The 20,934-nt window shown below is 57.3% G+C and carries 16 protein-coding genes; 11 read left to right on the top strand and 5 right to left on the bottom strand.

Going from position 1 to position 20,934, the window contains the following annotated elements:
• Nucleotides 1-320: 320 nt before the first annotated feature.
• The 4 genes from J3U88_RS30935 to J3U88_RS30920 all read left to right on the top strand — a co-directional run bounded on the left by J3U88_RS30935 (nucleotide 321) and on the right by J3U88_RS30920 (nucleotide 3,944).
• Nucleotides 321-1,052 carry a ferritin-like domain-containing protein gene (locus J3U88_RS30935; RefSeq protein WP_207862890.1) on the top strand — a complete coding sequence of 244 codons (732 nt, stop codon included), beginning with the start codon at nucleotides 321-323 and terminating at the stop codon, nucleotides 1,050-1,052.
• A 145-nt stretch (nucleotides 1,053-1,197) separates the two neighbouring features.
• Nucleotides 1,198-2,118 (top strand): hypothetical protein, encoded by a 921-nt coding sequence (locus tag J3U88_RS30930; protein WP_207862889.1) that lies wholly within the window; start codon nucleotides 1,198-1,200, stop codon nucleotides 2,116-2,118.
• 58 nt (nucleotides 2,119-2,176) lie between these two features.
• Nucleotides 2,177-3,121 carry an MNIO family bufferin maturase gene (gene bufB / locus J3U88_RS30925; protein WP_207862888.1) on the top strand — a complete coding sequence of 315 codons (945 nt, stop codon included), beginning with the start codon at nucleotides 2,177-2,179 and terminating at the stop codon, nucleotides 3,119-3,121.
• A complete protein-coding gene (locus J3U88_RS30920; RefSeq protein ID WP_207862887.1) occupies nucleotides 3,105-3,944 on the top strand; it encodes an HvfC/BufC N-terminal domain-containing protein in 840 nt (279 codons plus the stop codon). Before bufB ends, J3U88_RS30920 begins: the two co-directional genes overlap by 17 nt.
• A 498-nt stretch (nucleotides 3,945-4,442) precedes the next feature.
• On the opposite strand, the gene J3U88_RS30915 is transcribed toward J3U88_RS30920, so the two are convergent.
• Nucleotides 4,443-5,444 (bottom strand): RNA ligase family protein, encoded by a 1,002-nt coding sequence (locus tag J3U88_RS30915; RefSeq protein ID WP_207862886.1) that lies wholly within the window; start codon nucleotides 5,442-5,444, stop codon nucleotides 4,443-4,445.
• A 468-nt stretch (nucleotides 5,445-5,912) separates the two neighbouring features.
• Between J3U88_RS30915 and J3U88_RS30910 the strand changes: the two genes are divergently transcribed.
• The 4 genes from J3U88_RS30910 (at nucleotide 5,913) to J3U88_RS30895 (ending at nucleotide 9,488) form a co-directional block, all read left to right on the top strand.
• A complete protein-coding gene (locus J3U88_RS30910) occupies nucleotides 5,913-6,698 on the top strand; it encodes an ATP-binding protein (protein ID WP_207862885.1) in 786 nt (261 codons plus the stop codon).
• A gap of 23 nt (nucleotides 6,699-6,721) precedes the next feature.
• Nucleotides 6,722-7,267, top strand: a complete 546-nt coding sequence (locus J3U88_RS30905) for an AAA family ATPase (protein ID WP_481124210.1) — start codon at nucleotides 6,722-6,724, stop codon at nucleotides 7,265-7,267.
• Nucleotides 7,264-8,103: an HNH endonuclease family protein gene (locus tag J3U88_RS30900; RefSeq protein WP_207862884.1), complete on the top strand. Its 840-nt coding sequence runs from the start codon at nucleotides 7,264-7,266 to the stop codon at nucleotides 8,101-8,103. The genes J3U88_RS30905 and J3U88_RS30900 overlap by 4 nt, the downstream gene beginning before the upstream one ends.
• 320 nt (nucleotides 8,104-8,423) lie before the next feature.
• Nucleotides 8,424-9,488, top strand: a complete 1,065-nt coding sequence (locus J3U88_RS30895) for an EAL domain-containing protein (RefSeq protein ID WP_207862883.1) — start codon at nucleotides 8,424-8,426, stop codon at nucleotides 9,486-9,488.
• A 14-nt stretch (nucleotides 9,489-9,502) separates the two neighbouring features.
• Here the strand turns inward: J3U88_RS30895 and J3U88_RS30890 are convergent, their stop codons facing one another.
• The 3 genes from J3U88_RS30890 to J3U88_RS30880 form a co-directional block, all read right to left on the bottom strand.
• Nucleotides 9,503-10,105, bottom strand: a complete 603-nt coding sequence (locus J3U88_RS30890; RefSeq protein WP_207862882.1) for a hypothetical protein — start codon at nucleotides 10,103-10,105, stop codon at nucleotides 9,503-9,505.
• On the bottom strand, nucleotides 10,105-11,436 hold the full coding sequence (locus J3U88_RS30885) for a POTRA domain-containing protein (protein WP_207862881.1): 1,332 nt from the start codon (nucleotides 11,434-11,436) through the stop codon (nucleotides 10,105-10,107). Before J3U88_RS30885 ends, J3U88_RS30890 begins: the two co-directional genes overlap by 1 nt.
• A gap of 190 nt (nucleotides 11,437-11,626) precedes the next feature.
• Nucleotides 11,627-12,991 carry a BamA/TamA family outer membrane protein gene (locus tag J3U88_RS30880; RefSeq protein WP_207862880.1) on the bottom strand — a complete coding sequence of 455 codons (1,365 nt, stop codon included), beginning with the start codon at nucleotides 12,989-12,991 and terminating at the stop codon, nucleotides 11,627-11,629.
• A gap of 421 nt (nucleotides 12,992-13,412) precedes the next feature.
• On the opposite strand from J3U88_RS30880, the gene J3U88_RS35145 reads away from it, so the two are divergent.
• The 3 genes from J3U88_RS35145 (at nucleotide 13,413) to J3U88_RS30865 (ending at nucleotide 20,008) form a co-directional block, all read left to right on the top strand.
• Nucleotides 13,413-14,651 (top strand): ATP-binding protein, encoded by a 1,239-nt coding sequence (locus J3U88_RS35145; RefSeq protein ID WP_207862879.1) that lies wholly within the window; start codon nucleotides 13,413-13,415, stop codon nucleotides 14,649-14,651.
• Nucleotides 14,648-16,015 carry a sigma-54-dependent transcriptional regulator gene (locus J3U88_RS30870; RefSeq protein WP_207862878.1) on the top strand — a complete coding sequence of 456 codons (1,368 nt, stop codon included), beginning with the start codon at nucleotides 14,648-14,650 and terminating at the stop codon, nucleotides 16,013-16,015. The genes J3U88_RS35145 and J3U88_RS30870 overlap by 4 nt, the downstream gene beginning before the upstream one ends.
• Nucleotides 16,016-16,231: 216 nt before the next feature.
• On the top strand, nucleotides 16,232-20,008 hold the full coding sequence (locus tag J3U88_RS30865) for a serine/threonine-protein kinase (RefSeq protein WP_207862877.1): 3,777 nt from the start codon (nucleotides 16,232-16,234) through the stop codon (nucleotides 20,006-20,008).
• A gap of 161 nt (nucleotides 20,009-20,169) precedes the next feature.
• Here the strand turns inward: J3U88_RS30865 and J3U88_RS30860 are convergent, their stop codons facing one another.
• Nucleotides 20,170-20,925, bottom strand: coding sequence for an N-formylglutamate amidohydrolase (locus J3U88_RS30860; protein ID WP_207862876.1), 756 nt, complete (start codon nucleotides 20,923-20,925; stop codon nucleotides 20,170-20,172).
• Nucleotides 20,926-20,934 lie beyond the last annotated feature (9 nt).

Below are 20,934 nucleotides of genomic sequence, written 5' to 3'. Positions count from 1 at the left end.
CGGAAGCATCAACCACGCTTGGAGATACGACACGGCTCCTCGTGGATCGTGAATTTTCGGAAACAGCCGTAACGGCAAACACAGAACTTGACACCTACGAAAATACCGAACAGATTATAAAAACTACCCCTTCAAAAATTCACAAAACACACTTCGTCGCGAAAACAAAGCTGCACATCTACCCACGTTAAACGCCCTAACCGGGAAATCTCCATGCATTCATTTGGGTTGGGTGGTCGGATTGCGGTTGGCTTTGCGACCGAGGCTGTCTGTATTTCGTTTGAGTCACAGGTTTTACCATTTTCTGAAGGGAGCGATTTATGTCTCAGAGTTTTACCCAACAAGACGCCGATTTATTGCGCAAGCACCTGCAAGCCTTGGTCGAGGTGGAATTGTTCACCATTCCGCTGTACCTCACCGCTGTTTACTCGTTCACCGAGCAAGCGCTTGGCTACCAACACGCGAACCAATATCCCCTGTACGATTTGCAACAAAAAGCGCTTTCCGTCGCGGTTCAGGAGATGTACCACCTGCAAGGCGCCTGCAACATGGCCAACGCTTTCGGGGTCACCCCGAATTTCCAACAAGCGGTGCTCAACATGCCGGCCGAAACCCCGATCAGGGTACCCCACTTGGACCCGGGTGAGCACCCACTGGTTGGTCGCTTGGGCAACCTGCCGGCGGTGATTGGCGTGTTGATTGCGGTGGAGAAACCCGACGCCGAGGCAACCACCTTTCCCCCACCCAACGCGCAAGTTTCCTACCCCGCCATTTCCGACCTCTACCACGCGACCCTTCACCTGTTACACCAGTACGCGCGGGCCTACCAGGATCAGCCTACCACCCAAGACCCCCACTTCATTCCCAACAACAACCAGGTCGCTTACGGTGGCTTCCCATCACGCTACCGGTACAACACCATCAGCACGCGGCTGGACTTGTTCCACGTCGCCAACGCCATCGCCGAGCAAGGTGAAGGGACCAATTTGGGCGACACCAACTTGGGACCCTTTAACCTAAGAAGCGCGATAACTCGCGGTGATTTTGGCTAAACCTCTGGGCTGCAACGGCCTGTAAAAATGCTCAGGACCAACGGGTGCGGCTCCGCTTTTTCCAAACCATTTCGCTCCAGATCTTTAGCCAAAATCTCTAGCTCTTATCGCGCCTCTTAGGTTTAACCCCACCGCCCACGAATACGTGCCCCAAGAGTACCGTCCCCAAAACGGACGTTTCCAAGCCTATGGCGACACCACCCACTACTGGCGGTTTACCGAAATCAAGCAAACCTTGGACAGTCAAAACTGGCAGGGGGTCGTCGGCGGGCCTGTTTTCTACAGCCAAGGTGGTGGCAATCCGCCATGCCAATCTGACAGCACGCCAAGCGTGGCGACACTGCAGCACGCGGTGAACGTGGCTTGGTCTTATGTCATTGATCAGATGCAAGTCGGATTTAGCCAAGGCGCGCTGTCGGCCGGATTCGGCGATGCGATGGTCTCGTTTAAGTACCTGTTACCGCAAATTTGGCAGCAAAACACCATGCCGTCTTTCGCCTACTTACCCGGGCAGAACGCGGGCACCCTGCAGACAGCGCTGGACGCCGCCGATCCGCTGAGTTTGTACCACTGGGACGCGGCCACCCAACAGGTACGCGCCAACCATCCCGACAAAAAAAATGCCTGCCAAGGGCTCAATCAATGTACCGGGCTCGGCTGGGGCGGGATCGCCACGGAAAAAGGCAACGGCGCTTGTGCCACCGCGGATTTCCACACCTGTCAGGGCACCAACGCCTGCAAACACCAAGGCGGCTGTGGCTTCCTCTCTGCCGTTAACGGTGCCAACCTCCCCGGCTCGGAGCAATGGATTCCCGGCTTAAACGGATGCAGCAACCAAGGCGGTTGCCAAACACCAATTTCCACGCGACAGAAGTTCAATAGCGCGTCCGACGTAAGCGCCATTCAGCCGGTGACGTCGCAAGCGCGGCTGACCGGACTCAAGGGAACCTCGGTGTGGGATCAGGCACGGTCGATCTTTGGGACCTCAAGCGTCCCCCCGCTCAGCACCGACCGCTACAACGGCAATGATCGCCGGACTGCAGTCGATCCAACCTCGAAAAGCTAACCAACCGAAGGGGTTCGGTGCAGCATGCACCGGGCCCATCCCCGCAAAGGAACCCTTGATGCCTCCTCAACCCCGGCTGGGTCTGCCGAATCTGGGTTTCGGTGTCGGCTTGCGCGGCCGTTTTTACGACACCCTGCTGCGCGACACCCCGCCCATCGACTTCTTCGAAATCATCTCTGAAAATTACATGGACTCACGCGGCCGTCCGCGCCATGTCCTCAACGCGGTTGCCGAACGGTACCCCATCGTCATGCACGGCGTCTCGCTTTCCATCGGCAGCACCGATCCACTTAACCGGGACTACCTTCGCCGCCTCAAAACGCTGGCCCGCGAGATCGACGCGGTTTGGATCTCCGATCATCTCTGTTGGACCGGGGTCGCCGGGCACAACAGCCACGATTTGCTGCCTTTACCCTTAACCGAGGAATCCCTCCGCCACGTCATCGCGCGAATAGGTCAGGTTCAGGACGAACTGGAACGGCCCCTGGTTTTGGAAAACCCCAGCAGCTACATGGGTTTCGCCGAGGACAGCTTCACCGAGTGGGATTTCCTATCGATCCTCGCGGAAGAAGCCGATTGCGGCCTGCTGCTCGACGTGAACAACGTCTTCGTCTCGGCCTACAACCACGGCTTCGATCCCTGCACCTATTTGGCGCGCCTCCCGACCGAACGCATCGTCCAATTCCATCTGGCAGGCCACAGCAACATGGGCACCCACATAATCGATACCCACAACGGACCCGTCATCGACGAAGTCTGGGCGCTGTACCAGCGCATTCGCGCCCGCACGGGGGGCGTGGCCACGCTGCTGGAATGGGACGCCGATATTCCGCACCTGTCGGTGGTACACGCCGAGGTGCAATACGCCCAAACCCTGGAAAATGCCCCGCTCAAACCCTTCACCATGCCGCGCGCCGCGGCGAAAAAGGCGACGGCCGACGTGGCAACCTTCGGCCCGCTCACCACCCAACCGGAGTTCGCCTTCCATGAGACAAGCCACTGAACCCACATCACTTGCCCAAACACAATCCTGGCTACAACAAGCTTTGTTCAACCCCGCGGGCGACGAAAACGCCCTCCGTCAAGACGCCGAAGAAAAGGTCACCCCCTCGGCAACCCTGAGCGCGCGGCAACGCTTGGCCGTATACCAACATTCCTATTGGGGTCGCCTGCTCGCGTGCATGGGCGAACTCTTTCCCGGCGTGTGTCACGCCCTCGGCGCCGCCGTTTTCGAAGGGTTTGCCACCGAGTACCTAACCCACTTCCCCTCCCATTCCTATTCGCTGGATCACCTGGGCACCCGTTTCGTCACCTACCTCCAACACTTTCGACCCGACGCCCAGCTGCCCCCGGACCAACGCGAGGGCTGGCCGGACTTTCTTGAAGACTTGGCCGCGCTGGAACTGGCGGTTTCGCAAATCTACGACGGACCCGGCATCGAAGACCAACCGCCGCCGACGGAAGCGCAACAGGTCGCGATGCTGCAGGGCGCCCTGCCATTCAAACCCGCGCCGTGCCTACGCTTGATGCGCTTCCGCTACCCGGTCCACGTCTACCTCAAAGCGGTCAAACGGGGCAAACACCCAGCCGCCCCCCAACCCGAGAGCACCCACATCGCGGTCACGCGGTGCGCGTTCCAGGTACGCTTTTTCGAGCATCACCCATGGGAACACGGCTTCTTGGAGGCACTCGTGTCGGGAAGCGATCTCAGCCAGGCGTTGGCACAAAACAGCCTAGCCCCCGTTCTACATGCCCAAAACCCGGCGCAGGGTTGGCTGACCCAGGCCCTTCGCCGTGCTTACTTTTTCGGGGGCGACATGGCTTGAGGCCGAGGTTGGGGATGTTCCGCCAACAGCGCCTCCTGCGACGCTTTTGTCCGCGCGACTCTTTGGTTCCAGCCTTGGTTTTCCTAAAAAGCAGGTAGGTGTCGCGATGCTTGGCGCGATAAACCAAACTCATACCGCCGTGACCAAGGCGCGCCAACAAGGGGTAGGAACCAACCTGGCAAGGCGCCGATTCACACAATCGGTCGGCGTTCACCCAATCACACTTCTGCCACAAAGCATTCATTTCGACGCCGAGGTGAACCCTAATCTTCCTTCACCAATCGTGAACGGCGTGGCCCAACGCATTACGTTTTTCCCGTTGCCTTTCCTATCGACGGGGCGCTCGGCAAAGATTCCGAACCTGTTGACCATCTGGTGCCCAAGCATGGGCACCCGGTTTACCGAGGTCAGGCGCCGATCCGATAAGGGCGCATAAAAAGCGAGGGACAGGCCCTCGCTTTTCAGTGTTTCAGGTACCGCTTTGGTTCAGCAGCGTGGTTAGGGCCACAAACCCGCGGCGGCGTCCTCAATCCGGCTTTTGACCAGGGATGTCAGGGCGGTGCTGAGCCGTTTTTTGGCCTGCTTTTGCTCGTGTTTGACCAAGTCGGCAAACGCCTGTTCATGGTCTTTGTTGAATTCCTCCATCACATCACGGCTCAGGGCGCCGATGATGCGACCAAAATCCTTGGCCGTGACCGGACCCATCTTTGACAAAACATTGGCCAATCGGTTTTCGTTGACCAAGGCTTGCAATTCGCCGATGAGGTGTTCGGCTTGCGGCGAAATCGCGACCAGGCTTTCTACGACCGGCGTTTTCTTGTTGCGCTCCTTCCAGCAGTCGTTTTTGTTTTTGAGGATGACCCGCGAGCCGCTGGGTTGGTGGCGCGGTTCTTCCGGCCGAATGATGGTGCCCTCGCACATGTTGGTTTCAATCGGCGGTAACCCGAGCCATTGCGGCACAAGGCTTTGGAAGTCGTTGGGGTAAGCCAGGCATGCTTCCAAGCTGCCGGAAAACAAGGTGCGCGCGTAGAACAAACCCACCGCCTCGAACAGGCGATTCGCCTCGGAAACGGGGAGGTAGGCACCGTCGACACGAACATCAAAAGCATAAAACTGGAGGTCCGGGGCGTAGCAAACGCCACGCTGGACGGGCGACAAATTTTTAACGGGGGTCACGTCGGCGTGGTTGTAAAAGCCGCCACAGAGTTCACCGAAGACGGCCACTTCCTTTCCCTGAACCTGGCCGGCCAGGTCGCGGATCCTGGGCGCGAGGGCCTCGACCAGGGCGTCACACGGGTAAAAGTCCTTGGGGTCGTCGATAAAGCTGGTACGTTTGGCGGTGCGCATCACCCCTTCGCTCAGGTGGAACGAGAAATTGGCGCCGTGAACCTTTTCCTGCACAACAAAGAGGCCGTCGGTCAAAGATTGATTGCGCAGCGTTTCGAGGTAGGCGGCGCGGTAAGAATTTTCAATTGAGCTAAATCCTTTGAATTCCATCATGGTTACCTTAAATATATGGTTCACTCGCCCGCATGTCGCACAAGGAATCCTGCAGCAAAGCCGAAATGCGGGCTCGTGTTTCGATGAGCGATCAGCCGTTTGCGAGATCGACGAAGCCGACGAAAGAAAAGCGGCAGACGGAAACCAGGTCAATTTAACGTCTTTTTGACTCAAATTCAAACATTATATTTTTTACCCTGAAGGAAATCCAAGCTGGAGGATCTCTCGAACCGGGTTTTGGGTTGGTCCAGGGGCAAGAGACGCATGGTTCAGCCGCCGACCCGGTGGAAGTCATTAAGTCCTTGACGGCGCTGTCGCCCTGCCGATAGCATGATGTTCCAAGAAATAAATTGGTTAAGCCCTTGGCCCCAGTCAATCCAAAGCACCCAACCCAACGCCCGACATTACGCGTAGCGCGGCTTTTCATTCTTCTGCCTGGCGGATTTGAAATTTTTTCCAGGAGCCACCATGCCGGTTGATCTTCCTTCACTCTTTACCCCCTATCGTGCGTTAAAGGGAGAAAACCCAGACCCATTTATTGGCCGACGAGAAACATTAAATGATGCTTTAGACACCCTTCGCTATGGTCAGGGCCATATGATCATTACTGGTGAAGTGGGTATTGGCAAAACCTCCTTCGCCTGGCATCTGATGAAAACGCTTTCAGGGGATGAAAATTTCCAAACCATTAGAACCCATGAGAAAGGCAGTTCTCAAGAGCGTGTTGCATGTATCTGGCACGAATGTGAGGCAAGAACAGAAAGGCTGGAAGACCTCATTGCCACCATAATTAACAGCCCTTGCTTCTCCTCATTAATGGGTAAGCCGGCACAGCCTGGCAATTTTGGTGAAAAATCAAAAGCCATAACAAGAAATTTCGGGAAAATACTCGATGACCTCCTTCTCACTTTGGACGAATATCTTGCATGGCTCTATGAACACCACGATAAAGTTTACATTTTTTCGGATCAAATAGAGTCCGGCGACTTTTTTGCCTACCTCAATACGCTTATCAGAACAACAAACACGTGCCAGTTTGTTTTAACCATGGAAGACCGTTACCACGAATATCTCGTAAAAAACAACAAAGCATCTGATCGGCTTTTTTATATCGTCCACCTCGACTTCTTACAAGAAGAAGAGTTTGTCTCCCACTTCAAAAACTATTTACCGATCCCCGTCTCTACCGATTTAGTATCCGAATCAAATCATACGATGCACGCGGCTTTTACTTTCAGACAGCGACCGATTTAGAAGGCATCACACCTTTAGAGGGCATGTCGGACGGCTTTCGCGGCACCTTTGTGTGGTTGTTTGATTTGCTGGTTCGCGCCGCCCAAAAAGGCATCGCCCATCTGCACGACATTCACGCCGTCGTTTTCATCGACGAAATTGACCTGCACCTCCACCCTACGTGGCAACGAACCTTGCTGCCCGTGCTTGAACAAGAATTTAAAAACGTTCAATTTCTGGTCACGACCCACAGTCCTTTTGTCGTGCAATCTTGGCAAAACGAAAATGTGTTCCTTCTGAAAGCCGATGGTTCCCAGGTCACCGTCAGCCGAATGGAAGGCGAGGGTCGTCCCTTCGGCCACGAAATCGAGGCCATTATTAACCATGCCTTGGCCTTGGAAAGTCACATCCCTTCGGTTTCACACCGACTCTTCAACATGCTCATCAACTTTGATCAAGCCGTGGAACAAAAAAACAAAGAACAGGTACAACATTGGTACCGCGAAATTCACGAGGTTATCCCCTCGGATAGTGGCTACCGACAGTACCTCGATATCATGAGTACCGAGTTCCGCGAGGACGACGCATGATCAACCTGCGGCACACACCGGAGGCCTTGCAACACTACCAAACCTGGTGGACGGAACACCGGGAAGCGGAAGAAGCCGCCTTTACCCAGTACTTAGAGAAAAAAGAAAAGAACAAAAACAGCAGCGCTAAATGGGTTCGTGCCGGGCATCGCGAAGAACTCATGAAGGTCTTGATCGCCTCGTGCCACGGCAAATGTGCATACTGCGAACGCTACATGGACTTGGGCGGCGGCCCCGAGGAAATCGAACATTTCCTCCCAAAATGGAAACACCCCGCGTTGGCCCTGGAACTCACCAACATGCTGCTCTGTTGCCGCGCTTGCAACACAGCCAAAGGTTCCCATGTTAATAAAGAAGGCAAAGAAATCCTCAACCCTTATGAAGACCATCCCATCCAACAACATTTGCGCATGAATCCCCAAACCATGATGTTGGAAGGCCTCAGCGAGCTGGGTACAGCAACCATTGCCAAACTACAACGCGCCCTCAACTGCAACAAAGCCATCCTGCGGTTTGAGAATGAAGACGGCAAGATCATTTCGCGAGAAATAAAAGGCGCGTTGCCGCACCGGCTCAACCTCAAACGTTTGATTGATAAGGAATATGCCGAATTAAAAACCTGCACCGATTTGAGCTACGTCTTGCGCAAGCTTCGCGGCCATCTTCGCAGCATCGAACCCCATGAGCCCCTAACCGCAACACTTGCCGGGTTGTGGCTCCAATCAGCGGCTTTTCAAGCGGTTGTTGTATCCCTCCAAAAACACTTCCCCGAGGATACCCATACGTTGCGGGCGCTCGCGGAACAGAAGGCCCAATACATCCTTATGCCCCATTAACCCCGTCGCGCGGATGATCCGTGTGGTTCTTGTGCGGCATTTCTACCGGCATCGATTGGAAAACTTTATTTGCGAAAAAACCTTCCGATAAGCATAATGAGTTATTCCTTCCAAATTCTTGCGATTTTTCGGCAGCGAAGAGAAACCCACTACTGAGGTTTCACACCCTGGTCCGTTTCCCCGAAGGCGTGTTCATCAGGTTGAGGCGCACCGGTAAATCAGGCGGGCGCTTCCGACTCAGGGAAGGGTGTTCCACGGCTACCTGAGCCGGCGCGCCCTCGAACACGCCGTGGTCGGGATTTTGACGCCAAAGAGGTTTTATGTTTTGTGATCAGTGCCGGTTTAGCGATTCATTGAACCAACCGAGTAAAGTGTTTCTTTCCAGTGACAATGAGGTTCTGGTCGGCGAATTGTGCGACCGCTTTCGCGACTGGAAGGAGCCTTGGCAATTCGAGCAGGACTATTTGGAAATTCAGTCCCAAACCTTTCTCAGTGTGCTCGATTTTTTGGTTGCGGACAGCCCAACCGCCATCGCGGACCATGCCTTGGAAGAGGTGTTGCTGGTTCATCTCGAACAGGATGCGCCCTTCTCACCGCGTGCCCTCAAAAAAGCACGTTCCCTCTTGTGGTGGAAGCGGGTCTTGAGCAGCCGGGAACTGCTCGAGGTGTTGCAACAGAAAAGGCTGTGCATCCATTTCCATCCGATCATTGAAGCAAAAACCCATCAGATTTTTGGCTATGAATGCCTGTGCCGGGGTTTGTTGGAAGACGGCGCCCTAATCCCCCCCGCCCGTTTGTTTGAACAAGCGCGCACCTCCGGTTTGTTATTTGAGTTGGATCGAAGCGCCCGCGAGGCCGCGCTTCGCACGGCCAAGGAGAAAATCGCCGGCAAACACATTTTTATCAATTTCCTGCCCACGGCCATTTACAACCCGAACCATTGTTTGCGTTCCACGGTGCGCTGGGTCGAAGAGCTGGGTCTGGACCCACAAAAAATTGTCTTTGAGGTCGTGGAAACCGAACAGGTCAAAAATGTGGGCCATTTGTGCCGCGTGTTGAACCACTATCGCGAACAGGGCTTCAAAATCGCCCTTGATGATGTGGGTTCCGGCTACTCGTCTCTCCTTCAATTGCTCGCGCTGCGACCGGACTTCATGAAAATTGATCGGGAAATCATCGCGGGCATCGACCACACCCCGGCGAAGCAGTCGGTGATGGGTGCCCTGCACCAAATTGCGGGGGATAACGGCATCACGGTGCTGGCGGAAGGGGTCGAAACACGAGCGGAACAGCAGTATTTGGAAGCGCAGGGCATTCCGCTCTTGCAGGGTTTTCTTTTCGGAAAACCCTCGCCGGACCCGGCACCAAAAATTGAAGTAACTTAAATATTCCAAGCTTTTTACAAACCATCCTCACAAGGGATTCGCCACGCGAAGCGCATGAGGGGTTTGCGTTTCATGGAGGTGGCGACGAGGACGTTGACCAGCTCGATGTCGCCGCTGCCGCCCGCGCGCTCCGCGATCTTACCCGAGCCGACCTCGCTGATCCATTGGCGCGCGTGATTTTGTTCCTTGGCCGAAAACGGCAGCACTTCCAGGGAAACCCGCGTCTGGCGGCAGGCCACGCCCGCGGGGTCGCGGAAAACGGCGAGTTGCAGCGAACGCCACCACAGGTGCAGCGCGTCGCGGTCGGTGAGCTTCTCTTGGGTGCGCTTACCGTTGAGGTCCCAGACGTCGGCGAAATAAACCGCGTCCCACGGCTCGTAACGCAGGTCAACCCGCGCCGCGCCTTTTTTGAGCCGCCCCTCCTTGTCGCGGAATTGGATGCGCACCAGCAGGCTGGTGGTTAACCCCGACTCCAGGTAACCGCGCACCTCTTCCTCATCCAAAAAGGCGCCGCTGAGGGACAGCCGCAATTCGTTGCGGCTCGGATCCAAACGCGGTTGCGCATCCGCGGCCGGGTTTTGCGCCCAGGTTAGGGCGAACCACACCAACAGCCACATTAGGGCCGCCACACGTATTCGAAACGCAGGCGCGCCACGGCCCAGGCGTTGCGGTATTTCAACTCGATCACGGTTAGGGAGACATGGTCGCTTTCGCGTAGGCGGACCCCACCCGACTCGCTCGAGAACAGGTTGTTTTCGTGTTGGTAACCCAGTCGTTGCCGCAACTCCAATCGAAAATCACCGTAACGCCGCGTTTTGCGGTTGCCCCACAGGTCGACGGCGTAAACGATGTCGCCAAACACATTCATTTGCAGTTCGCGTTGGCGACCGAACGCGGTGTCCGGCCCCGGCTGATCCCCCGCGGCGGTGGTGGCCCGCAAATCCTGGCGGCGCGCCTCACCCGTAAATTGGTAACTCAGGTTGTGGCGGTTCCAAAACGGGTGATGCTGTTCATAGCGAACATCGGCGGTGTAAAAGTCTTGATCGGTCAAGCCGATTTCCCGACCCGGTGCCACCGATTCCAAGTTCGATTCCGAGCCGCCCATCAACAAGCCAACCCGCCACAGCCGACCCTGACGCGGTACGAAACTGTCGTCGGTCGTGTTGTATTCCCAGGTGAAGGTCAGGTTTCCCGAACGCACATCGGTTTCGGCGCTCAATCGTTCCTCGCCCAATGGGTCGCGCTCCCACAGCCGGTTACTTCGCAACGCGTAACGGCCCACCAACTTAAACCAATGGTTCTCGCCGACGGGTACCCCGGCCACCAGGTTCAGCCGCCAAGAATCGCGGTTTTCCGATGCGGCCGGTCCGAATTGGGTAACCACCATGGAGCGGTCCCCATCTTGCCAACCCAGTTGCACATCAAAAAAGATGTTTTGGTCCAGCAGGTTGAAATGGGAATAACCCAAGGTCAGTTGGTCGCCCAGATCAAATTCACCGGCGCGCCAATTGGCGAAGGATTCGCTGCTCACATACAACAAATCGGCCGGACCCACGAACCAGCGCGCACCGACGACGCCGGTGTCGAAATTTCCGGTCCGGCCACCCTCACTGCTCCGCGACCAGGTGCTGGTGGTTTCGACAAACCAGAAGCGGGTCTCCTCCACGGTGATCACCAATTGGTAGATACCGCGTTTGCTGCCGCGTTTCAGCCGGAACCGGCACTCCATCACGTAGGCCAAGCGGTTGATGCGCTGGATGGCGTGACGCAATTGCTGCTCGCTGTAGGTTTGGCCGGCGATCAGGCGCGATTCAGTGAGGATCACGACCTCGGGTACCTGCTTCTCCCCTTCAATCACAATGGTTTCAATGGCAAAAGTGGGATCGGCCGTCGCCACCTGGGAAACAGCAAAAGGCCCTTTCGGACCCATGGATTCCGGCACGGACATACCGGACCACATCAAAAGTATCAAGCAGACGAGCAAAAAACGCCCCTTTTCAGAAGCCCCCGAGTCGGGCGAAAACCATCTGGTATTTTAGGAGAAACGCACACCGAACGGAAGCAAACCACGGGCCGGCGAGACGACCCAACGGGTTAGAAACCGCCGAACCGAAATCGGTCCGACGGTTTCCGAACCCTTATTCATCCACGGCGTAGGACAAGGACAACCCAAAAGTACCCCAGGACATACGGTAACCCAGGTTCGCCTCAACTTCGTAAACGGTGTAGTTGTCGCGGAACCGATCTGACACCATGCCGCCGGGCAGGACGACTCGGTCGAAATTGTCGTGAACCACCGAACCCAACAGATCCAAACGCAAGTTACCGAATCGGGCTAGATCGCCGCGTTTGAACAAATCCCAGCCGTGGCCCGCGAACACGCGGTAGCGTTCCTGCTCGTATTCGAAAGGTTGCACGCTGGTGCGATTGGGATCGCCCAACAACAAACCGGACCGTAAAAAGGTGTCGGTATCGCTTTTTTCGAAAGAACCACCGTAAAACCAGGAACGGGTGCGCGAGAGTTCGTGGTGGCGGCGCGCCTCAATGCGCAACACATTGCTCGACGATTCGTTACGGGACAGGAAAAATCGTCCGGCACCGACTTCTTCTTCCTCATAATCGGTGTCTTGATCCGCGCGGGTGTAAGCGGCTTCGAAAAACAAACCACGCCGTGGGGCGAAGTCGCTGTCCAAGGCATTGAACCGCCAGGCGAGCTGCCATTCCAAACGGTCGGAATCTTGGTTACCGCGAAAGTTTCGTTCGAAAACTTCGCCGGGCAGCGGGTAATCGGTGTAACGGATCTGTTCGCTCTGGCGGCTGCTGCTTTTCTCGCCACGCACCCAAATGCTGTGATCACCAAACACGGGCACGCTAACCCCAAGCACATAGGTCGGGTCATAATCCCGCTCTCCCTGACTAACCCCTGGAAAACCATAGTTTTGTGATTCTTGCTGGGTAAGCGCAACATGAAGGCGAACACCCTGCTGGAACAGGTTAAAGTGGTCGTAGGCCAAGGTCAGCGAACCATCGTTGACATTGTCGCCACCCCAACGCCATTGCGGTGAAACCGACAGCGACAGCATTTGCGCGGGCGCGACGAAGTAACGCCCGTTGAGGTTGATCGCATCTTGTTGCCGGCTGCCCGAAAATTCGTCGGAGCGGAACCAATTACTAGTGAGTTCCAAGTCGTAGGGTCGCTTGGCGACCACGTCCATTTCGAGGCGCACGCGGTCCTGTTCGAGGGGAACGATGCGGTAATCAACCGCCAGCACAAAGTCCAGGCGGTTGACACGCGCGACGGCGGCGGCCAGTTCGGCCTCGGTTACGGGCGCCCCTTCCTCGAGGCGGGCGGCACCGAGCACCACGCCGCGGTTCACGCCGCGTTCGGTGTTGATCGTGATTTCTTGCAGGACGACCTCGCGGTGGCGGTTGTTGGCGAAAAGCAAGCAGAAAGCAGACAGAAAACATAAACATAAAACAGTGACCGGTTTGGTTGACGGCATAAACAACTCCTGATGCATGGTCATCATTGGTGGATAAAATTTGAGTAAGGTCCGGTTGGTACCTTTGCCTGAGATTCGACCAACCATTCAAAGGATCCACTTACCCGACATCGCTCTTTAGGCAAGGGGAATGCCACCCCAGCCATCTTCAGATAAACACATTAATACTAACAATTTACAACCCAAACCATGGGGAATTAAGTTCGTCCCGCCACCCTGCTCACCCAAATTGTCTGATTTTTTCTAACAGCCGTTCAGGTGTTGTATGATTTAACAGACAACACAACGCCAACCCGAACCGGCACGGGTCCTGTTTCCCGATTGACCAGGCTATCTATGCAGGGAAGCAGCCGGCCGAGGTTGGTGTCGGATTTGCTAAGAGGACACGGGCGCCGCGCAAAGACGCCCTCTGGAGCGCGTTGTGAACCTTCGTACCCTGTTTCTATCGAGCATCCTGATGATCGGTGTCGCCCTGCTGCTGTTCGCGATCTTTCAACGCCAGGTCAGTCGTTTTTGGGTCAACCTGGCCACGCACCCGGAAGTGCGGTTGATTTTGGAACAAGCTGCCGAGGACCAGCGCATGCTCGCCAAGCGGCACCCCGACCAACAGGGCCTTTACCGCGAGCGCTTCGACCAAATCCAACAGGTCCGCCAAAACCTGCTGGTCCTGCAGCATACCCGCGAGGATTTGGCCAAAAGTTACGAACGAATCCTGGCGGGTTTGCTGGGTCTGATCATCACCACCAGTTTGGCCTGGCAATGGCTCCAGCACCAGCGCGCCCAACGCCGCCTGCAAGCCTTGGACGAACCGCTGGCACAACTGGCGCGGGGTCACAGCGCGGTGACGGTGCCGATCAAAACCACGGGCCTCTTGCGGGCAGTCGCGGATAAAATCGAAGCGACGGGCCGTGTTTTGGCCAAACAACAAAACCAACTGCGCAGCCTGCAGCACCTGCAATCCTGGCAAGAGGCGTCGCGCCGCCACGCCCACGAAATCCGCACCCCGCTGACGGCGGCGGTGATGGAAGTGGAACGGTTGCGCCATCTCGGGGAAGAACCGGTAGAAACCTGGCCGGATGAGCTCAGCCACACGACGGCCTCGATCCTCGAAGAACTCGACCGCCTCAAACGCTTCACCCAGGGATTCACTTCTTTCGGCAAATTGCGCCGCCCCCACCTGGAACCCCTCGATCTGGCCGAATACCTAGCCGATTTTTGCACGCTCTTTGCGGAGGCCTGGCCCAACCTCAGCCTTGCCCTCGCCACCCCTCCCCCGGCGGCAAAGGTCCACGCCGATCCCGAAATGGTTCGTCAAGTGGTGGTCAACCTTTGCAACAACAGCGCCCTGGCGCTCAAGGACGGTACCGGCGATATCCGCTTCCAACTGGAGCGCGGCGAGCACGAATGCTTCCTGCGCGTGGCGGATAACGGGCCGGGCGTCGCGCCCGACATGGTCGACCACCTGTTCGAACCCTACCGCAGCAGCCGCGCCTTCGGCGAGGGCATGGGCCTGGGTTTGGCCATCGCCCGCAAGATCATGCTGGACCACGGCGGCGACCTCAGCCTCAGCCGCAACACACACGGCGCCGAATTTACCCTGATGTTCCCCATTGAAAAACCCGTTTTCCCAACGCCCAGCGACACCACGGAGCCCCTATGAAACACGTCCTGATTGTTGAAGACCACCAAAAAATTCGCGCCAACCTGATGATGATGCTCAAAAAACAGACGGATCTAACGATGGTCGGTTGTGCAAGCGCGGAGGAAGCAGGTGACCACCTGGCCCACCACGAACCGGACCTGATGCTGCTCGACATCCGCCTCCCCGGCAAAAGCGGCTTGGACCTGATCCAAGAATTGGGCGACGCCTTACCGCCCACGATCGTCATTTCGGGCGAGGCGACGATCAGCGAAACGGTGGAGGCCTTGCGCCTGGGCGTGTACGACTTCATCGAGAAACCGATTAGCCGCGAGCGCCTGCTCCGTTCGGTACGCAACTGCCTGGAACACCAGCAGCTCAAAACCAAACTGGCGGCACTGGAAGCGGATTTGGCGGCGGCGCCGACGATCATCGGCGATTCAAAAGCCATGACCTTTTTGGTGCAGCAATGCGCCAAGGTGGCGCCGACGGACGGGCGCGTGATGATCCGCGGCGAATCGGGCACGGGCAAGGAACTGGTGGCGAGTTACCTGCACCAACACAGCAAACGCGCCGGCGGACCTTTTGTGAAAATCAACTGCGCGGCGATCCCGGCCAACCTGATCGAGGATGAATTGTTTGGCCACGTGCGCGGCGCCTTCACCGACGCGCGCACCGACAAGGCGGGTTTGTTCGAAACGGCCCACAACGGCACCTTGTTTTTGGACGAAATCGGCGACATGGATTTGAGCCTGCAAGCGCGGCTGCTGCGGGTCTTGGAAGACGGCACGGTGCGGCGCCTGGGCGACACGCGCGAACGGCGGGTCGATGTGCGCGTGGTCTGCGCAACCCACCACGACTTGGAAGCGGCCGTGGCCCAAAAAACGTTTCGCCAGGATTTGTACTTTCGCTTGAACACGGTGCCGTTGGAGATTCCGGCGTTGCGGAAACGGGGCGACGACATCCGTCTGCTGTTTTTCTGGTTTTTGAACCATTACAGCCGTCGCCACAAACTGGCGGTAAAACAGGTCGACGCATCCCTCCTCCACAAACTCGACCACTACGCATGGCCAGGTAACGTGAGGGAATTAAGAAACTTAGCAGAACGGCTGGTGATTTTGGGTTGCGATCCGATCACACCGGACGACTTGCCGGGGGCGTTCCATCAACAACCAAAACCCAGCGCGGCGACGCTGCCGGCCGAGGGCGAAACCTTTGAGATTATCCCGCTGCGCGCCTTCCGCAACGACAGCGAAAAACACTACATCACGGCGGTGCTCAAGGCCTGCGCATGGAATTTCAGCCAAGCGGCCAAAAAGTTGGCGATCCAACGCACCTACTTGTACCAAAAAACGCAAACGCTAGGCATCGAGAAACCCAATTAAACCAGAGAGTCGCGCATCCCCACGGCCGGCCGAGCTAGGCCTCGTTTAGGAAGCGGGTCCAGCCTGTGGTTGCTCATAACGCGCCGCATAAAATTTAGTAACGACCCGACAAAAACCGATAGACCGGGTATAGCTCCACGTATGGCCGGGCCGCAACACCGCGGTTAAAAAGGCCGTCCCTTGAGCGCACACACCCCCTCTTTTCTGGTCCTTCTCATGACGAACCCAAAAAAACCAAGCGACCTTTCCGATCTCGTGGATCGTGCCTATGCCAAAGATCCCGAAGCCGTGCTCCGTTTCATGACGGACTTAGCCGAGGGCGCGCCGACCGCCTCAGAAGCGCCCGAAACGGAACAAGACGAAGCACCCGACGCGATGATCGATCCAAGCGCGCTGCCACCCGGCAGCCGGCCCGGTCCCTTTCGCATTATCGGCAAATTGGGCGAAGGCGGTGGCGGAACGGTGTACCTTGCCGAACGCGACACCGACGTCAAGATGAAGGTTGCGCTGAAAATTCTGTCGGGTTACGCGCCCCAGCTAAAACACCTGTTCCACCGGGAAAGCAATATACTGTCGCAGCTCCACCACCCCAACATTGCCCATCTCATTGACGCGGGCACCCTGCCGGGTGGGCAACCCTGGCTGGCGATGGAATACGTGCAGGGCCAAACCCTGAACGCCTATCTCCGCGACCACCCGTTAAGCCTGGGCAAACGCATCGATCTATTTCTGAAAATTTGCGATACCATCAGCCACGCGCACCGCCAGATGGTCATTCACCGCGATTTAAAACCCGCCAACATCATGGTCATGGAGAACGGCGAACCCAAGTTGCTGGATTTCGGCATTGCCGCCACCCTGAACCCGGATACGGGCGAGCAGCTCACCATCCCCCTGAGCGCCACCGCCGTCATGTCCCCGCAATACGCCTCGCCCGAACAAATCCGCGGCATGTCGTTAAATGCCGCTTCCGATGTCTACAGCCTGGGCGTGTTGCTCTACGAAATACTGACCGGCGAACGCCCCTACACCTTCCCGATGCTCACCCAGCCGGCCCTGATCCAGGCGATGGAACAGCTTGAGATCCCCTACCCCAGCACGGTGGGCGCGGGTACCCGCAACAAGGCGGGGATCAACCCGCGACGTTTGCGCGGGGACCTCGACAGTATTGTCATGAAAGCCCTGGCGCGCGACTTGGACGGGCGCTACATCAGCGTGGAAGCTTTGGCCGCGGACATTCGCCACTACCTGAACGGCAGGCCGATCGAAGCACGGGCGGCGACCCGCCAGGTCCGCTTCCGCAAAATGGTTCAGCGCAATCCACAACCGATTGCGATTGGAACGGGTTTGGCCTTGCTCCTGCTGATGTTTTCGATCTATGCCCAGGTTCAGCGCGTCAACATTGCGCGGGAACGCGATCTGGCCAAACGCGAGAAACAGACGGCGGAACATGTCACTGATTTTCTGGTTTCCATGTTTGAACAGGTGGATCCCGAACTGGCCGAGGGCGGCGAGGTAACCGCGCTCCAGGTAATGGAACGCGGTAGTCGCCAAATTGAACAACGCTTGGCCGAGGAACCCGAGGTGCGCGCCCGCCTTCTTGCCACCATGGGTCGGGTCTACCGGGTATTGGGACACAATGATCAATCGGTCGATTCCCTGGAAAAAGCGGTGGCCGCCGGGGTAGGAACCCCGGCGGATCAGTTCCAGCTCGAACTGGAGTTGGTGCGCTCGCTGCTGGCCCATGGTCGCTACGATGCCGCCGATCGGCAACTGAACGCGGCCGAGGCACGCTTGTCCAAAAGCACGGATCTCCGCGAACACCTGCGTCTCAACCATCTACGCGGCTGGACCTGGTACCAGCGGGGCAACTATGTTCGCGCCAAAGACATCTTCCAAGACATGGTCGGTCAACTTGGGGCCTTGCCCATCGCGGAGCAGCACCGCTTCCGCCGCGATTGGGCCGAACTCCAAGGTGTGATGGGTCTCCACCATCAAGCCATCGCCGAATGTGAAAACCTGCTGGAAGAACAACAAAAGCTGTTGGGCAAAAGCCATCCCCAACTCGCGGAAACCATGAAAACCTTGGCTGAACAATACATGTTCACCGGCGATTATGGGAAAGCAGACCAACTGTTTTCCCAGGCCGAGGCCATTGACCTGCAGGTTTACGGCGACGACCATCCCATCTTGATCCGCCACCTCTCACGCCGCGCGGAACTGGTTCGCGAGAAGGGGGACCCGGAACAAGCGGAAACCATCCTGCGCCGCGCCCTGACCATGGCCCGTGAACGGCTGGGCGAAGAGCAGCTCATGGTCGCGCAAATTAGCCGCGAGCTGGGCATGGTTCTAACCCTCATGGGTGATTATGAAGAAGCCGAAACCCTGTATCGCCAAGCCCTCGCCATTCACGAAAAACATTTGGGCGCCGACCATCCGCAAATGGCCTTGGGTTATGTCACCCTGGGCAATCAATACCGCTTCCAAGGTGATTTCAAAGCAGCCGAGGCACTACTCCGCCGCGGCTTGGCCATTCGGATCGGGTTATTTGGGGAGGCGCACCAGGGCGTCATGGAAGTGCGCAACTACCTCGGTTTGTCCGCCTATCAACGCGGCGATTACGATGCGGCCGAACGCGAGCACCGCCAAAACCTGGCCCTTGCCCCCGACCTGTTGGGGGAAACCCATCCCTTAACGTCTTTTGCCCATAACAACTTAGCCCTGGTGCTCCGTGCCAAGGGCGAACTTCACCAGGCCGCGTTTCATTTCCAAAAATGTTTGGACATCAACATCTTGCGCTTCGGTGAGAAACACCTGAATGTCGCGGTGATCAGCAACAATTTGGGTCTGCTCCATCTGGATTTGGGCGCGTTGGACAGCGCAGAACGCTACCTACAGACCGCGCTAACCAAGGTCATCGAAACCTTCGGTGAACCCCACATCTACCCCGCGCGAACTCATGGAAGTTTGGGATCGGTCGCCTTGGAACGCGCTGATTTCGCACTTGCCGCGGAACGCTATCGCAAGAGCCTTGATTCACGCATCAAACTTTTTGGGGAACAACACCGCCAGACCGCCGAGGCGCGCGACATGGTTGCCTACCTGCTCTTGCAGCAAGGCGACTACGGCGAAGCCTTGGCGGAGGCGCGCCGCGCCAAGGCTGTTTTTGCCGAGGTCGACACGGCGCCCAATAGCCGCGCCGCACTGGCATGCCTCACCCTCGCCGCGGTCCTCGGTGCGCGCGGCGATTACGACCAAGCCCAGGAAACCTGCCGGCCCTGCGTGGCCACCTTGGAGCAGGACTTAGGCACCGCCCATGACTGGACCCACCGGGGTTATTTGCTGCTGGCCGATCTCTTCAAGGGCATGGGACAGCAGGAACGGGCCCATGCCTATTACAAAAAAGCCTTGGATTCGGCAGAGGACGGCCTCCCCGCCGATCACTACCGCATTGCCAATGTGCGCATTCGCTGGGCACGACTGCACCTCGACCAAAAGCAGACCGAGTCCGCGCAAACCTTGCTGGACGACGCGGCGCAAGCCTTAAAAGATACCCAAAACCCGATGGTGTTTGTGGATCTGGCGTTCCAACAAGCGCGACTCAACTTGCTTCAGGGGAAAACGGCGGCCGGGGAAACCCTGCTGCGCGACGTCCTCGCCCAAAAACGCGCCCTGCTCGGCGACACCCACCCCCGCGTGGCCGAGGCTCAGTGCCTGCTCGCATTTCAAGCTGTCGCCGCGGGCGACTACAGCGAGGCGGAAACCCTCGTCGACGCGGCGGCCGCCATTTTCCAGCGTCACCTGGCCGAAAACCATGAATTCCACCAAGTGACGGCATCGCTCAAAGGGCGCATTTTGATGGAACGCGGGCAAAGGGAACAAGGGACGAAAATTCTAGAAGCCGGCTACCGACAACTCAAAACCAAGCTGGGACAACACCACGAGATCACCACCAGGGTACAGCAGATGTTGCCGCCCCAGCCCGAAAACTAACCGATCCCTTCCCGCCCAATGCCCGAGGGCGGCGAAACCCGTACCAAACCGGGCAAGGTTGCCCGTTGCCGGGGAAGAATAGGGACGCGACCACGAAGGACTCGCGCGCATGTGGGACGGGTTCGTCAATTCACGACAGGCCGAGAATTGCCGGCCAGGCCCTAATTCCCAAACATAAGCAACAGGGCTTGATGAAAACAGCGGTTCAGTTTTGCGATGGCGCCGGGTCGCACGCGGGGACCGTCGTCACCAAAAGGCGGTTCCTCCAGATAAAGGCGCCGGTTCAATTCAACCTGCAGCCAGGGGATGGGTTTGCCACCGTAGGTGCGCGTGATGGTGCCCCCGGAAAAGGGTTGGTTGACCGTCACGGCCGTATCGGGCAGTTGGAAGGCCTGGCGCAAACAACGGGCGAAACGCTCGGTCATCTCGGGCGCACACGCCAAACCACGCCCATCACTAAGACAGATATCGGGTCTGGCCTTCCCCAAGTCGGGCCCGATGGGCGGCCCCTCGGGAAGCATGCTGTGGCAGTCTAAACCGAGTTGCAGACCGGGCGTTTGCAGCAACCGCGCAATACGGTCGTGGTAAGGACGATAAACCGAATGGATCAAATCGCTTATCTGTTGTTCATCGAGGGGCTCACGATAGACTTGAATGCCCTGGCAGGTGTGGGATTTAACCACGCCGTCCGGGTTTTGCGGCGGCAGGTCGTCGGCGGCACGATTCAGATCAAGCACCGAGCGAACCACATCTGCCGCGACCACGGCCTCAACCGCATCGCCGAGGTCATAAATTTCGCGGGTGAACGGATCGCCGTCGGAAAACATCGCGGCCTCGCTCAAGCACAACTTGGGACGAAGCCAATCCGGGACCCGGGTGCCCCCGTGGGGAATGGACAACAAAACAGGTAAACCCATGGTCGACCT

The sequence above is a fragment of the Acanthopleuribacter pedis genome (assembly GCF_017377855.1).
In the GTDB taxonomy this organism is placed as follows: domain Bacteria; phylum Acidobacteriota; class Holophagae; order Acanthopleuribacterales; family Acanthopleuribacteraceae; genus Acanthopleuribacter; species Acanthopleuribacter pedis.
Note: the sequence above shows the minus strand (reverse complement) of the source record. Positions and strands in the feature narration are given on the sequence as shown.